The 14,585-nt window shown below is 70.2% G+C and carries 14 protein-coding genes; 9 read left to right on the plus strand and 5 right to left on the minus strand.

Translation table 11 applies throughout. From position 1 onward, the window contains the following. Positions 1–252: 252 nt before the first annotated feature. Complete coding sequence (locus ACFSVL_RS37400; RefSeq protein ID WP_378311361.1) at positions 253–1,689, minus strand: LCP family protein; 1,437 nt, start codon at positions 1,687–1,689, stop codon at positions 253–255. Positions 1,690–1,849: 160 nt separating this feature from the next. Next, a complete protein-coding gene (locus ACFSVL_RS37405; protein WP_378311363.1) occupies positions 1,850–3,187 on the minus strand; it encodes an MFS transporter in 1,338 nt (445 codons plus the stop codon). A gap of 97 nt (positions 3,188–3,284) precedes the next feature. Between ACFSVL_RS37405 and ACFSVL_RS37410 the strand changes: the two genes are divergently transcribed. The 7 genes from ACFSVL_RS37410 (at position 3,285) to ACFSVL_RS37440 (ending at position 9,966) form a co-directional block, all read left to right on the plus strand. Beyond that, positions 3,285–3,770: a MarR family winged helix-turn-helix transcriptional regulator gene (locus tag ACFSVL_RS37410; protein ID WP_378311365.1), complete on the plus strand. Its 486-nt coding sequence runs from the start codon at positions 3,285–3,287 to the stop codon at positions 3,768–3,770. A gap of 61 nt (positions 3,771–3,831) precedes the next feature. Beyond that, positions 3,832–4,752: a hydroxymethylglutaryl-CoA lyase gene (locus tag ACFSVL_RS37415; RefSeq protein WP_378311367.1), complete on the plus strand. Its 921-nt coding sequence runs from the start codon at positions 3,832–3,834 to the stop codon at positions 4,750–4,752. Positions 4,753–4,771: 19 nt separating this feature from the next. Then, on the plus strand, positions 4,772–5,488 hold the full coding sequence (locus tag ACFSVL_RS37420; RefSeq protein WP_378311369.1) for an enoyl-CoA hydratase/isomerase family protein: 717 nt from the start codon (positions 4,772–4,774) through the stop codon (positions 5,486–5,488). Further along, a complete protein-coding gene (locus tag ACFSVL_RS37425; RefSeq protein ID WP_378311371.1) occupies positions 5,485–6,675 on the plus strand; it encodes a CaiB/BaiF CoA transferase family protein in 1,191 nt (396 codons plus the stop codon). The genes ACFSVL_RS37420 and ACFSVL_RS37425 overlap by 4 nt, the downstream gene beginning before the upstream one ends. Next, positions 6,675–7,415 (plus strand): enoyl-CoA hydratase/isomerase family protein, encoded by a 741-nt coding sequence (locus ACFSVL_RS37430; RefSeq protein ID WP_378311373.1) that lies wholly within the window; start codon positions 6,675–6,677, stop codon positions 7,413–7,415. Before ACFSVL_RS37425 ends, ACFSVL_RS37430 begins: the two co-directional genes overlap by 1 nt. After that, a complete protein-coding gene (locus ACFSVL_RS37435) occupies positions 7,412–8,989 on the plus strand; it encodes an AMP-binding protein (RefSeq protein ID WP_378311375.1) in 1,578 nt (525 codons plus the stop codon). The genes ACFSVL_RS37430 and ACFSVL_RS37435 overlap by 4 nt, the downstream gene beginning before the upstream one ends. Next, positions 8,986–9,966, plus strand: a complete 981-nt coding sequence (locus ACFSVL_RS37440; protein ID WP_378311377.1) for an NAD(P)H-dependent flavin oxidoreductase — start codon at positions 8,986–8,988, stop codon at positions 9,964–9,966. Before ACFSVL_RS37435 ends, ACFSVL_RS37440 begins: the two co-directional genes overlap by 4 nt. On the opposite strand, the gene ACFSVL_RS37445 is transcribed toward ACFSVL_RS37440, so the two are convergent. After that, on the minus strand, positions 9,920–10,564 hold the full coding sequence (locus ACFSVL_RS37445; protein ID WP_378311379.1) for a VC0807 family protein: 645 nt from the start codon (positions 10,562–10,564) through the stop codon (positions 9,920–9,922). The two genes, ACFSVL_RS37440 and ACFSVL_RS37445, sit on opposite strands and share 47 nt — an antisense overlap. A 39-nt stretch (positions 10,565–10,603) precedes the next feature. On the opposite strand from ACFSVL_RS37445, the gene ACFSVL_RS37450 reads away from it, so the two are divergent. Beyond that, a complete protein-coding gene (locus ACFSVL_RS37450) occupies positions 10,604–10,825 on the plus strand; it encodes a hypothetical protein (protein WP_378311381.1) in 222 nt (73 codons plus the stop codon). A gap of 233 nt (positions 10,826–11,058) precedes the next feature. Here ACFSVL_RS37450 and ACFSVL_RS37455 read toward each other — a convergent pair whose 3' ends face one another. Together ACFSVL_RS37455 and ACFSVL_RS37460 are read right to left on the minus strand one after the other, a co-directional pair. After that, a complete protein-coding gene (locus tag ACFSVL_RS37455) occupies positions 11,059–11,943 on the minus strand; it encodes an SDR family oxidoreductase (protein ID WP_378311382.1) in 885 nt (294 codons plus the stop codon). Between the two features lie 31 nt (positions 11,944–11,974). Then, on the minus strand, positions 11,975–13,603 hold the full coding sequence (locus tag ACFSVL_RS37460) for an AMP-binding protein (protein WP_378311384.1): 1,629 nt from the start codon (positions 13,601–13,603) through the stop codon (positions 11,975–11,977). Positions 13,604–13,693: 90 nt separating this feature from the next. Here ACFSVL_RS37460 and ACFSVL_RS37465 point away from each other — a divergent pair, with 90 nt between their 5' ends. After that, positions 13,694–14,539, plus strand: a complete 846-nt coding sequence (locus ACFSVL_RS37465; protein ID WP_378311386.1) for a LuxR C-terminal-related transcriptional regulator — start codon at positions 13,694–13,696, stop codon at positions 14,537–14,539. The last annotated feature ends 46 nt before the right edge of the window (positions 14,540–14,585 follow it).

Here is a 14,585-nt window from a genome sequence, read left to right on the forward strand (position 1 = left end):
TCTTTCCAGGAGAACAGGATTCACGAAACCGGCTGACCGCCACTCAACAATGGGCGGCGTGAGGCCGGGCTGAAGCAGCAGCGCCATTCCCAGGCACGGAAACCGGAATATCGGGCAATCAGCGGGCCGCGACTGTGCGACCGGTCACCGGAGCCCGGACATCGGCGGACAAAAGGCCGCCGTACTCACTCGAGCGAGTTAATTTCGGCATTCGTTCTCAACGGGTTCACAGGATCGTTGTGCTTCTCCCGTTCACCGCACGCACGGCACCCCGCCTCCGGACAATTCGTCGGCGGGCGAAACCGGGGCGGCCGGCACCGGCTCCACCTGGCCGGCCTTTTCCCGGAAATCGGTGCCGAGCACCAGTTTCAGCTCCCCCGCCGGCAGCGCACTGTCGTAGCCGAGGCCGTACCCGCCGCCGAGCGCGGCCACGAGCTTCGCCGCCGACGCGGAATCACCGCGCCCGTAGCGGACCACGGTGTGGTGCGTGTGCTTGGCATTGGCCACGTGCCCGGCCCGGTATCCCCGCGACGGGAGCGTCTTCAACACCCGAGCGGCCACGCCCTCGCGGCCGCTCGCGTTCACCACGTCCACCGCCGGCCCGGCCGTCGCGGCGGGCGGCGGCGGGACCGCCCGGCCGAGCAGGCGCGCCGCGGCGGCCCGGATTTTCTCCGGATCGACGATAGCGACGTCTTCGCCCTTGGCGTCTTTTTCGAACCGTTCGACCGGAAGCGACGCCAGCGTCAGGTCTCCCCCGGCGAACGATTCCGCCTGATGCGCGAGCGCGTTGAGATCCAGCCCGGAATCGACGGCGATGTTCTGTTCGGCGACCGAAACCAGCTTCCCGAGTTTCGCCGGATCGCCGAACACCTGGCTCTCTTTCAGCTGATGCGCCAGCGAAACGAGAAAAGCTTGCTGCCGCCGTTCCCGGTCCAGGTCGGTGAACTCGTGCTGCGGATCGCGCTGTTGCCGCACGAACGCGAGAGCCTGCGCGGCGGAAATCCGCTGCTGCCCGCTCCGGAAATCCGCTCCCGAGTAGCTGTCGCGCGTGTTGCCGGACAGGCACACCGTGATCGGCTGCACGACCTCGGCGAGCTGGAAGAATCCGACGAGGGTGACTTCGACGAAATGGTCCACCACGACGCCTCCGAGGAACTGGCGCACCGTCGCGACTTCTGCCGCGCGGCCAGCGTCCCGGGACCTCTGTTCGCGAGCCGCCACGCCGGTGACGCCTTGCGCCGCGAGACGGTGGGATTCGGCGGCGAACGCGTACCCGTAAGCCTCCTTGATCCGGCCCTGGCACACTCCGCCCGGACAGCCGGCGAGATCGGTGTAGTCGTCGCGCGGAATGGAGATGACCGTCGGATGCCCGCCGTCGGCCGGGACGTGCAGCAGCATCAGCACGTCCGCGTGATAGCCGCCGGCGCGCTGGTCGCCCGCGTGCAGCTGCTCGTACAGCTCGGCGGGCAGCGGTTCGCCCCGCTCGTCGAGCCGCGAGTCGAGCCCGATGACCAGGATGTTCGTGTCCCCGCCGGACCTCGCCCGCCCGTCGAGCGCGGTGGACGTGGTCACCCCGGACAGCAGCGCGCGCAACTCGGCCCAGCCGTAGGCGGCCCCGCCCAGCAGGACCGCCACCAGGACGACCACGCCGATCCGTTCGGCCCAGTGCCCGTTCGCGCGCTTCACCACTCACCGCTCCTCCCTCCGGCGCACCCGGTCTACTCCGGGGTTCCTGTGAGAGCGATGAGAGCCGAGGCCGGCGCGGGGTCAGCGGAAGTCCGTGAGGGGAACCCTGAGGGACTCTGATTCCGTCAGGGTTCCCCTCACGGCCCGCTGGCGGCCGAGGGGGTCAGCGGCGCTGTTCGCGAAGATCCCCCGGCCGGACCCCGACCAGCAGCACCACGACCGCGAGCAGGATGATCCCCGCGCTGATCTGCAGCCCCAGCGACAGGCTCCCGGTCGAGGACTCGATGAACCCGAGCAACGACGGCGAAGCCGCGGCGGCGAACGAGCCCATGGACGTCACCACCGCGATCCCGGTGGCCGCCGCCCGGTCGGTCAGGTAGATCGACGGGATCGAGTAGAACACCGTCAGCCCGGAGTAGTGCGCGGCCGCCATCACGGCGAGCAGCAGGATGATCACCACCACGTTGCCGCCGGACACCGAGATCGCCAGCATCGCGAACGCCGCCACGATCCAGCTCGTCGCCGCGTGCCAGCGGCGCTCCAGGGTGCGGTCGGAGTGCCGCCCGACCAGCAGCATCACCACGATGCCGAGCAGCGGCGGGATCGCCGAAAAGAACCCGAGGTTCAGCACGTTGCCGACGCCGGCGTTGGCGATGATCCGCGGCGTCCAGTACGAGACGGCGTTCGCCAGCGTGTACGCACCGCAAGCGCAGAGGCCGAGAATCCACACCTTCGGGTCGCGAAGGGCCAGCAACAGGCCGCTGTGTTTCCCAGTCTCCGGGCCTTTGTCGCGCCGGTCCGCTTCGAGGTCGGCGCGCACCGCCGCCTTCTGCTCCGGCGTGAGCCACTTCGCCTGCTCCGGGCCGTCGGTGACGAAGAGCAGCACGAGCCCGGCCAGCAGGATCGGCGGGATCCCCTCGATCAGGAACAGCCACTGCCAGTCCGCGAGCCCGCTGACACCGCCGAGCGAGTGCATGATCCAGCCGGACATCACCGAGCCGAGCGCGCCGGACACCGGGATGCCGATGAAGAACACGGCCGTCATCCGCGTCCGCCGCGAGGACGGGAACCACAGCGACAGCAGGTACAGCGCACCGGGGAAGAACCCGGCCTCGGCGACGCCGAGCAGGAAGCGCGCGGCGTAGAACATGATCTCGTTGTGCACGAACATGGTCACCACGGTCATCACGCCCCAGGTGGCCATGATCCGGGCGAGTGTCTTGCGCGCGCCGATGCGGGCGAGCAGCGCGTTGCTCGGGACTTCGAAAAGGATGAAGCCGACGAAGAACAGCGTGACGCCGAGCCCGTACACCGCGGGCCCGAAGCCGAGGTCCCGTTTCAGGCCCTGCTGCGCGATCCCGATGTTGGTGCGGTCGATGTAGCTCACGACGTAACACAGCACCAGCAGCGGCATGACGCGGCGGGCGATCGTGCGATAGGTCGCTTTGCGGTCGACAGCGGCGGTTGCCGGAGCGCCGGTGACAGCGGATGGTTCGGCCACGGCTGAGACTCCTTCGTCCGGATCGGGCGAGTGGCAGTCTCCGCATCGAGTGTTGAGTTTGTCAACACCGGACGGGTAACGGCTACGATGTCCGGCCATGGCGGAACGCGCAGACGGACACGAACTGGTCCCCATTTCCGGGCTGCTGTCCTACCGGCTCTCGCGCACGTCGTCGGCGATGTCGCGCAGCGCCGCGGTGCGCTACCGCCGCGACTTCGGCGTGAGCCTCGGCGAATGGCGCGCGATCGCGCTCATCGCGGCCGACCCGACGCTCACGCTCAACCGGCTCGCGCGCCGCGCCGGACTGGACAAAGCGCAGATGAGCCGGGTGGTCAGCCGCCTGACCGAGCGCGGGCTGGTGAACCGCACGGCCGGGTCGGGGCGCACGTCGCAGCTGGCGCTGACCGCCGAGGGCACCCGGGTGTACCGCGGCCTGATCACCGCCGCCAACGAACGCGACGCGGACTTCCTCGCCGCCCTCACCGGCGAGGAGGCGCGGGTGCTGGACCGCGCGCTGGACAAGCTGGCGGAGCACGCGCTGGCCGTCGAGGAGCGTGAGCGGTCTCACCCGGCCGCCGAGTAGTGTTGACTTTATCAACACCCTCGCGTACTCCTGGAACCACCGACGAGGAGGTGGGCCCAGGATGTCCGACGCCGTCACGATCTGCGAGTGCTTCGCCCGCGACGGGCTGCAGCACGAGCCGGAGCCCGTGCCGACCGCGACGAAGATCGCGCTGCTGAACTCCTTCGCGCGCACCGGTTTCCGCCGGATCGAGGCGACCAGCTACAGCCATCCCGCGCGGGTGCCCGGGTTCTCCGACGCCTCCGAGGTGCTCGCCGGGATCGACCGGCACCCGGGCGTCGCGTTCAAGGCGACCTGCCCGAACCCGCGTGCCGTCGAACGCGCGCTCGCCGACCTCGAAGCCGGGCACGGCGCCGAGGAACTGAGCCTGCTGGTGTCGGCCACCGAAGCGCACACCGAACGGAACCTGCGCACCACGCGCGCCGGGCAGTGGGAGCGCGTGACCGAGATGGTCAAGCTCGCCGACGGACGGTTTCGCCTGGTCGGCGTGGTTTCGGTGGCGTTCGGCTGCCCGTTCGAGGGCAAGGTCGACCCGGGCCGGGTAGCCGAAGACGTCGCACGTTTCACCGACCTCGGCGCGAGCCTGGTGACGTTGGGCGACACCACCGGCGTCGCGACTCCGGGCTCGGTGCGCGCGCTGTACGCCCGGCTGTCCCGCGAAAACCCGGGCCTGCCGCTGGTCGCGCACCTGCACAACACGCGCGGCACCGGGATCGCCAACGCCGTAGCCGCGTTGGAAGCCGGGTGCCGGCATTTCGACTCCGCGATGGGCGGCGTCGGCGGGCATCCGGCGAAGATCGGCTACGGCGCCGGGCTCACCGGCAACGTGTGCACAGAGGACTTGGCCAGTCTCTTCGCCGCGATGGGCGTCGACACCGGCCTCGATCTCGACCATCTCGCCGCGGCGTCCGCGGCCTGCGAAGAAGCGCTCGGCCGCCCGCTGCACAGCATGGTCGCCCGCGCCGGCTTCGCGTCTGTCTGAACTTTTGGGGAGAAATCCAGTGCTGCTGACCGAAAATCACGACGCCGTCCGCGTCCTCACGCTCAACCGGCCGGACAAGCTCAACGCCCTCGACACCGCGCTCACCCGCGCCCTCGACACCGCGCTGGAAGAAGCCGGGCGGGACCCCAGCGTCCGCGCCATCGTGCTGACCGGGGCCGGACGGGGATTCTGCGCCGGCGCCGATCTGAACGAGTTCTCGTCGCTCACCCCGGACCAGCCGGAAGCCGTCCTCGAACGCGCCGCGCTCACCGCCCGGCTCCAGACGCGCATGCAGCAGCTGCCGGTCCCGGTCGTCAGCGCGGTGCGCGGGGCGGCCGTCGGCGGCGGCGCCGGGCTGGCGATCGGGGCGGACCTGGTGGTCGCCGGGTCGGACCTGAAGTTCGGCTACCCCGAGCTGAAGCATTCGATCGTTCCCGCGCTGGTGATGACCGGGCTGGTCCGGCACCTTGGCCGCAAGCTCGCGTTCGAGCTGGTCAGCACCGGCCGCTTGCTCACCGCCGCGGAAGCCTCTGCGTACGGGCTGGTGAACCAGGTGGTCGAACCCGCCGAGATCGTGCCCGCCGCGCTCGCGATCGCGCAGCGCTGGGCCGCAGTCGAGCCACGCGCGCTCGCCGCCGCGAAAGACCTCTTCTACCGGGTCGCGGACCTGCCGACGGACGCCGCGATGCGCGCCGGCCAGGACGTCAACGCCCTGATGCGCGGGTTCCGCTCGTGACCGGGCCGCTCGCCGGGGTGACCGTGCTGGACCTGTCCCGGGTCCTCGCCGCGCCGCTGGCCACCCAGATCCTCGCCGAACTCGGCGCGACCGTGATCAAGGTCGAACGTCCCGGCTCCGGCGACGAGACCCGCGGCTTCGAACCCCGCCTGCCGCACGGCGAAAGCGCGTACTTCTTCGCCTTCAACCGCGGCAAGCGATCGGTCACAGTGGACTTGAAGGACCCGCGCGGCCGGGACGTGATCCGGAAACTGGCCGCGCGCGCGGACGTCGTCGTGGAGAACTTCCTGCCCGGCACGCTCGACCGGCTCGGCCTCGGCTACGCCGAACTGTCCGCGGAAAACCCCGGCCTCGTGCTGGTGTCCGCGACCGGCTTCGGCCAGACCGGGCCGGACGCGCACCGCAAGGGCTACGACACGGTCTTCCAGGCGCTGTCCGGCGTGATGGCGATGACCGGCGATCCCGCGGGTCCGCCCGCGAAAACCGGGGTGCCGGTGGCGGACCTGACGTCCGGGCTGTGGGTGGTGATCGCCGCGCTGACCGGGCTCGCCGGGCGCTCGTCCGACGGCCGCGGCCGGCACCTCGACGTGGCCATGATGGACGTCCAGCTCAGCCTGCACGCCCTGAACGCCGCGCGGCTGTTCGCGCTCGGCGAGGACCCCGTCCGCACCGGGACCGAACACCCCGGGCGGGTGCCGTCGGCGGCGTTCCAGGCCGGGGACGGCGAGTGGCTGCACATCAGCGGCAGCGACCAGCACTGGGGTCCGCTGTGCACGGTGCTCGGACTGTCCGCTTTGGGCACTGACCCCTCGCTGCAGCACAACGCGGGCCGTGTCGAACACCGGGCGCGCGTCATGAAGGCCCTGCGCGGCGCGATCGCCCAGCACGACCGGGATCAGCTGGTCAAGGAACTGCAGGCCGCCGACGTCCCCGCTGGCGCGGTGCGTTCGGTCCGCGCGGCGCTGGCCGATCCGCACGCCGTCGCGCGAGGGGTCGTCGGCGAGTTCACGCATCCCGTCGAGGGCACGTTTCCAGCGCTGCGCACGCCGTTGCGCGAGACTGCCGGTGACGCGCCTGCGCCGGGAACGCCGCCGGTGCTGGGTGCGGACACCGACGCCGTGCTGCGCGAGCTGGCGGGACTGTCGGACAGCGAGATCGAGGGCCTGCGGGCCGCGGGAGTGCTCTGATGAACGAACGCGTGACGCTGGACGTCACCGAGGGGATCGCCCGCGTCGAACTGGCCCGGCCGTCGGCGCGCAATGCCGTGGACCTCGCGATGTGCCACGCGTTGAAGGAAGCCTTTGACGCCGTTGACGTCTCGGACGCCCGGGTGGTGCTGCTCAGCGGTGCCGGACCGGTCTTCTGCGCCGGTGCCGATCTGAAGGAACGCACGGGCAAGGACGCCGCTTGGGTCCGCCGTCGCCGGGTCGCGTCCTTCGCGGCCTACGCGGCGATCGAGGCCTGCCGCTGTCCCGTTGTCGCCTTGGTGCACGGCACCGTCGTCGGCTCCGGCGGGGAGATCACGCTGGCCGCCGACTTCGCTCTCGCCGCCTCGGGCACCGTTTTCCGCTTCCCTGAACCGCATTGGGGCACCGTCGGCGCGACCCAGCGGCTCCAGCGAGCCATTGGCAAACGCCGCGCGAAGGAACTGTTATTCACTAACACGCCGTTGTCTGCTGTGGACGCCGCCTCGCTAGGCCTGGTCAACCGTGTCGTCCCCGACCTGGCTGCCGCCGGCACCGAGGTGGCCGCTGCCATCGCCGCCGCCCCGCCCGGCGCGATCGCGCTGACCAAACGCGCCGTCGACCTGGGTGCGGAAACCGACCTGGACCGCGGCATCCGGATCGAAATGTCCGCCATCGAACAGAATCTCGCCGACGGCAGCTGGCGCGACGGCGTCGCCCGGTTCACTGGAGAGGCCCGATGACCGACCTGCGCACCGCCTGCCCGCTCACCGTCCAGGACGCCCTCGCCCGGGCCGCCCTGCTGGCTCCGGACGTCGAGGCCGTCGTCACCGCCGAAGCCCGGATCACCTACCGGGAACTGGCTCGTGACGTCGCCCGGGTGCGCGGCGCGCTGGCCGCTTCCGGGATCGGCCGGGGCTCCCGCGTCGGGCTCTGCCTCGGCAACACTCCCGAGTGGGTCACGCTGTTCCTGGCGCTGGGTTCCCTTGGCGCACTGGTCGTTCCCGTCAACACCCGCTTCACCGCCGACGAGGTGCACTACACGCTCGCCCATGCCGGGGTGAGCACGCTGTTCGCCGCCGACCGGGTGCTGAACGTCGATTTCCCCGCACTGTTCGCTTCCGCCGGCATCGAACCCGGCTGCGCGACCCTGCCTTCTCTGGAACGAATCATTATTCTGGGGCAAGACAGCTGGACGGATTTCCTGGCCGCGGGTTCCGAGGTGTCCGCCGAACCCGTTGCTACACCGGACGATCTTCTTCTCGTGCAATACACTTCCGGCACGACGTCGCGTCCCAAGGGCGTCCTCCTGACCCACCGCAGCATGTGCGCCGACGCCTTTTTCTCCGGCGCCCGCATGGGTTTGCGCCCCGGGGACCGATTCCACTCGGCGCGGCCGTTCTTCCACGTCGCCGGAAGCACGCTGTCGGTTCTGTCGTCGCTGCAGCACGCCACCACTTTGGTGACAATGCCGAAATTCGAGCCAGCGGAAGCGTTGCGGCTGCTGGAAACCGAGCGGTGCACGCACTTCTCCGGCAATGACACCATCGCGTTGCTCCTGCTCAATCACCCGGACCGCCCGCACCGCCGCCTTTCCCTGCGCGGCGCGTGGGTCGCCGCCTCGCCGACCGTCGTGCGCCGCGTCATCGACGAACTCGGGGCCCGCGAATGCGTTGCCGGGTACGGGCTTTCCGAAGCCTCCCCCAATGTCGCCCAATCCGCCTGGTGGGAGCCGGAAGAAATCCGCGCCTCCGGGGCGATGGCCCCCGAGCCGGGAGTGGAAATCCGCATCCGCGCTTTGGACGACACCCGCGACTGCGCGCCCGGCGAACCCGGCTCGATCCTGGTGCGCGGCTGGAACGTGATGCAAGGCTATCTGGACGATCCCGTCCGCACCGCCGAAACCGTCGACTCCGACGGCTGGCTGTCCACTGGGGACGTCGGCCTGCTCGACGAGTCCGGCCGGCTGCATTTCACCGGCCGCACCAAGGAAATCATCCGGGTCGGCGGGGAAAACGTCGCGCCCGCGGAGGTCGAGGATGTGCTGCACCGCCATCCCGCCGTACGTCAGGCCGCGGTCGTCGGAGTCCCGGACGAGCGGTTGATCGAAGTGCCTTTCGCCTTTGTCGTCCTTACCTCGCCCGGCATTTCCGAAGAGGACCTGCTCTTGTGGGCGAAAGAGCGGTTGGCGGGGTTCAAAGTCCCCCGTCATCTGCGCATTGTGGACGGCTTCGAGAAGATCGGCATGACCGCCAGCGCCAAGGTGCAGAAAAACCAGCTGGCGGCCTATGCCCGGGCTTTGCTGGAGAACTCATGACGCGGCTGCGTACCTCCGTCACCGACCTGCTGGGCCTGGACCTGCCGATCATCCAGGCCGGAATGTCGTGGGCCTCGTCGTCCTCGGCTCTCCCCTTGGCGGTCAGCAACTCCGGCGGCCTGGGCGTCGTGGCAGCCGGTCCGATGCGCCTGCCCGACCTGGCCCGGACGCTGGACGAAATGGCCGCTGGCACCGACCGTCCGTGGGCGGTGAACCTGCCCCTCTACCGGGCCGGTGCGGACGAGGTCATCGACCTGCTGCTCTCCCGCCGCCCGCCGGTCCTGATCGCCTCGCAAGGCGGCCCGCGCCGGTACCTGGACCGGTTCCATGACGTCGGGACGCGGTGCCTGCACGTCGTCGCCGGGGTGTCGCATGCGCTGAAAGCTGCCACCGCCGGGGTCGACGGGTTGGTGGTAGTCGGTGCCGAGGCCGGCGGACACCCGCCACCCGGGATGGTCACCACGCAGGTCCTGGTGCGCGCGGTGGTTTCGGCGGTGCCTTCGATCCCGGTGATCGCTTCGGGCGGAGTCGCCGATGGCGCCGGGCTGGCCGCGATGCTGGCCCTGGGCGCGGGCGCGGCGCAATTCGGGACCCGGTTCCTGGCGAGTTCCGAGGCGACTGTGCACCGTTCTTACCAGGAGGCGGTGCTCGCTGCGGGTGTTGATGACACGCGCACAGTCGGCCACGGGTTGGGTGTGATCCGTTCACTCTCGAACGACTTCACCACGAGAATGGCCGAGCTGGAGTCGTCCGGTGCCGAGGAGTCGTTGCGGCGCAAGGTCTTTCAGGCTTCTTCGCTGAAGGATGCCGCTTTGGACGGTGATGTCGTTTCGGGGAAGGTCGAGGCTGGTCAGTCGGCCGGGCTGATCACCGAGGTCCTTCCGGCGGCGGAGATCGTCTCGCGGATCACCGCGGAGTACGCGGCGGTGGTCAGCCGCCTGCCTCGGCTCGATCCTGCTCCGCCAAACGCTCGATGATCCGCCGAGGCACCTGAATCAACACCCCGCCCGCCACGCCAAGCGCGCCGACCATCCACAACGTCACCGTATTCGACATGTCGACCGCATCCGCGAGCCCCGCCTCCGAAGCACTCAGCAGGAGCACCGCCCGAACCACCGCCGCAGCCAGCAAAATCGCCCCTGACACCGCGGTCAGCGCGCGCTGCCACCGTCGATAGCGCGGCACGGAACTCCACGCGTACGCGAACGCCCGTTCCCGCGCCGGGTCGCCGAAACTGGCTGCCGACGCGGTGAAAACGTGCGTCAGCGGAGCCCGCTGAAACAGCGTGGCCAGGCAGAAAACCCCGGCGACCAGGACGTACGCCGCCTCGCGCAAGGCGGCCACCCGCGGGTTCCGCGTCACCAGCGTCAAGGTGAGCGTCGTGGCCAGTTCGGCCAGGACCAGCAGCCCGACGAAATCGAGCCGTCGCCGCCGGATCGTCGCGACGATGGCGAGCGCCGCGACTGCCAGCGCCGGCACCGTCAACGACCAGAAGACACCTGCCCCGCACGCACGCAGCACGTAGTAGCCCCGACGGAAGCCACGATCTCGAGCACCGACACTCCGGCTCTCCATCGCACCACCTCGCGGCAACCTGTCCCCGTCGTCCTCGCGATGCTGGCCGACGAGCCGCGGCACTCGTACTGGATGCAGCAGCTGATCAAGGAACGCGGCGTCGACCTGGTCGTGAACGTCCGCACCAGGTCCGGTTTGCACACCGCGCCGGAACGACTCGTCCGCGATGGTCTCGTCGGCGTGCACGCGGTCGAACGGCGGAACGACGGCCCGAGCGCACCGTTTACGAGATCACTCCAGCCGGACGGGAAACGTTGCTAACCGCAGTCCGGTCCGGCATTTCCACCCCGGCCGCCGAATTCCCGCTCTTCCCGGCGGCAGTGTCCTTTGTGCACCTGCTGACCCCGGAAGACGAGCTCCACGCGTCACGCGAAGCCAATGTCCCGCAGCTGTACTTATTGGAGCACGAACACCGCACGACCGTCGTCACCGCGGGATTGACCTGGCTCCGCGAAGTGTGCGCAGGGTTGGAAAACGGCGAACTCAGCTGGTGATCACCAGCTGTCCGGCTGCCGTCCGTCCACATCGGTCACGCCGTACTCCCGTGCCAGCTCCGCCGACGTCACCGAAAGCTGATTCCACCGTGCCCGCAACGGATCCGCCGCCATCGCCGCTACCCCGCGGCCGACATACCGCGGCGACTCCGATTCCGCGAACCCCGGCGGAGCCCCGTTCTCCAACGCCGAACGCCAGTTTTCTTCGCGCACCCCGTACGCGTCCAGCATCATTTCCGACCGCAGCCAGCCCGGCGTCACCGCCACCGCCGTCGCACCGTGCGGCGCAAGCTCATGTCCCTGCGAAAAAGCGAGCCGGTTCACCGAAGCCTTGGCCAGGTCGTAAAAGACGGAAATCCGGTAAAGCGAAGCGTTATGCGCCAAGGTCCCGTCAGTGACCTCGACCACCAATCCGCCGGGCTCGCGAATCACCAGCGGCAGCAGGAAATGCGACGTCACGAGATGCGTTTCGACCCCGAGCCGGAGAATCCGCAGCCCGGCGTCGAGATCGTGCTCCCACACCGGCGTGTTCCAGTCCGCCGGACCGCCCTTGAGCCGCTCCGCGCCCCAGATGTCGTTGACCAGCACGTGCAGCCGCCCGTACTCGGAGCGGACCAGCGCGGCCAGCCGGCGGACGTCGTCGTGGTCCAGATGGTCGGCGACGACCGGGACGCCGACGCCGCCGAGGCTGGTCACCAGTGCGGCGGTCTCCTCGATCGTCTCCGGCCGGTCGTAGTCCGAAGGCCGGCGATCGGGGCCGGCGCTGCTGCGCCCGGTGCAGAGCACGGTCGCCCCGGCCTCGCCGAGCGCGGCGGCGATGCCCCGGCCCGCGCCGCGGGTCGCCCCCGCGACGAGGGCGACCCGGCCGTGCAGATCAGGCGGCATCGGGCCAGTGTGGCACCGAGCGCGGAGAATCTCAGCGCGAAGCCGTGCTCAGCTCCCGGCCGCGCAGCGCGAACCGCTGGATCTTCCCGCTCGGCGTCTTCGGCAGTTCCGCGACGAAGTGGATCCGGCGCGGGTAGACGTGCGCCGCCAAGCGGGTTTTCACCGTCTGCTGCAGCTCGGCGACCAGTTCGTCCGAACCCTCGACGCCGGGGTTCAGCACGACGTAAGCCACCACCAGCTCCCCGCGCAGTTCGTCCGGTGCCCCGATCACCGCGGCCTCGGCGACGGCTTCGTGCTGCGCCAGCGCGCTTTCCACCTCGAACGGGCCGATCCGGTAGCCCGCCATGAGGATGACGTCGTCGTCGCGGGAACCGAAGGTGAGGTAGCCGTCGCGGTCCCGGGCGGCGATGTCGCCGGTGTAGTACCAGCGGCCGTCGGCGCTGAAGCGTTCCGCGGTCCGCTCGGGCGCGTCGCGGTAGCCGGAAAACGGCATCAACGGGCTGGCCGGCACGTCGATCGCGACCCGCCCGGTCTCGCCGACGTCCGCGATCTCGTCGCTGCCCGCTTTCAGCACCTCGACTGCGAACCCGGGCAGCGGCCGCCCCATCGAACCGGTCTTGACCGGCGCGATCAGGTGCGGATGCCAGGCGTTGCCGACGACCATGCCGGTCTCGGTCTGGCCGTAGTGGTCGCGCACCGGGCAGCCGAGCACCTCCTCGGCCCAGGTCACGACGTCCGGCGTCAGCGGCTCGCCCGCCGACGAGCAGTGCCGCAGCCGCAGGCCGGCCGGCACCGGCAGCCCCGAACTGCGCAGCGCGCGGTACACGGTGGGACCGGCGGTGAAGTTGGTGACGCCGAAGCGTTCGAGCACCTGCCAGGTCAGCTCCGGGCTGAACCCGGCGTGCAACAGCAGGCTGCGCCGCCCGGTCACGAGCGGGCCGAGCAACGCGAAGTACAGCCCGTACGCCCAGCCCGGGTCGGCGGCGTTCCAGAAGACGTCCTCGTCGGTCTGGTCGAGGCCGAACTGCTGGTAGGAGTGGATCCCGGCCAGCCCGCGCAGCGGCACCGGCACGGCCTTCGGGGTGCCGGTCGTGCCGGAGGTGAAGATCTCGACCAGCGTCCCGTCGCCGCCGACCGCGACCGGGCCGGGCAGCGGATGCGGCTCGTCGAGCAGCGCCTCGAACGACAGATCGCCACCGGACGCCTCGCCGGTCGTCACGATGATCCGCGAGGGGTCGGCAGGCAGGTCTTCACTGGGGTCGAGCTTGGCGCGCTGACCAGCGTCGACGACCACCACGCGCGTCCCGTTCCCGACGATCCGCTGCGCGATGGCCGGCGGCGCGAACGCCGTGAACAACGGCACATGGACCGCGCCGAGCCGCCAGATCGCGAGCAGCGCGGTGACCAGTTCGGCGGACTTGCCCATCAGCGTCGCGACCCGGTCCCCAGGACGCACCCCGTGCGCGGCGAGCGCGGCGGCGAAGCGGGCGGAAGCGGCCTCGAGCTGGCCGTAGGTGAGGTCGCGGCTGCTGAGATCGGCCTCCACGAGAGTGAACGCGACCGCGTCGGCGGGATGGCGCCCGCACAGCAAACGGGTCGCGTCCGCGTCCGGCGCGGCGTAGGTCTGCAGCAGGTCGAAGGTGGTCCGCTCAGGGCTCACAGCGTGCTCCACGGTCGTCGTTGGCCGGTGTCGGCGGTACTATCTCCGCACGTCAGCAGGCCCACTACCCCCGAAAAGGGGTGACGCCCGATGCCCGTCACCGACCCCGGCCCGGCCGAGGACGTCGCGGAGGTCCGCCGCGCCCTGGTCCGCCTGCGCGCAGCCGCCCAGGTCCCCCTGTCCTTCGGCGGCGTGGTGACCGACGGCCGCCGCCTCCGGATGACGGAACTGATCGGCAACTCGACCACTTCGCTGCTCGGCCTGGTCGTAGCGGAGGGCAAGGGCCTGGGCGGCCGCGCGATCGGCGTGCGGAAGCCGGTAGTGCTGCCGGACTACTACACGAGCGAAGCCATCAGCCACCACTTCGACCGCGCCGTGCAAGCCGAGGGCGTCCGTTCGGTAATGGCCGTGCCGGTGATCGTGTCCCGCACCGTCCGAGCAGTCCTCTACGGCGCCGTCCGCGAACACGTCAGCTTCGGCGACCGGTCTGTCACGGCGATGGTCGAAGTAGCCCGCGATTTGGAGCAGGAACTGGCAATCCGCACCGAGGTCCGCCGTCGCCTGGAACTGCTGGCCCCACCCGCGGACACGCCCGCCGGCGAACCAGCCGACCGCGAAACAGTCCGGGAAAACCACGCCGAACTCCGCCGCATCGCCGCGACCGTCGTTGATCCGGAGCTGCGAACCCGCCTGGACGCCATCTGCCGGTCCCTGGCCGGCGAGCCCCCGAACGGTCCGCAGCCGACGCTCTCCACACGCGAACTGGACGTCCTGGCCGGCGCGGCGGCCGGGCAGACCAACGCTGATATCGCCGAGACTTTGGGGCTGGGGCCGGAAACGGTGAAAAGCTACCTGCGCAACGCCATGCGCAAGCTCGACGCACGAACCCGCTTGCAGGCCGTCAACGCCGCCCGCCGCGCAAACCTGCTTCCGTGAGGGACCCCTTCACAGCCCCAGATTCCAATGCCAGAGATTAAAGCCG

The organism is Amycolatopsis silviterrae (assembly GCF_042684085.1).
In the GTDB taxonomy this organism is placed as follows: domain Bacteria; phylum Actinomycetota; class Actinomycetes; order Mycobacteriales; family Pseudonocardiaceae; genus Amycolatopsis; species Amycolatopsis silviterrae.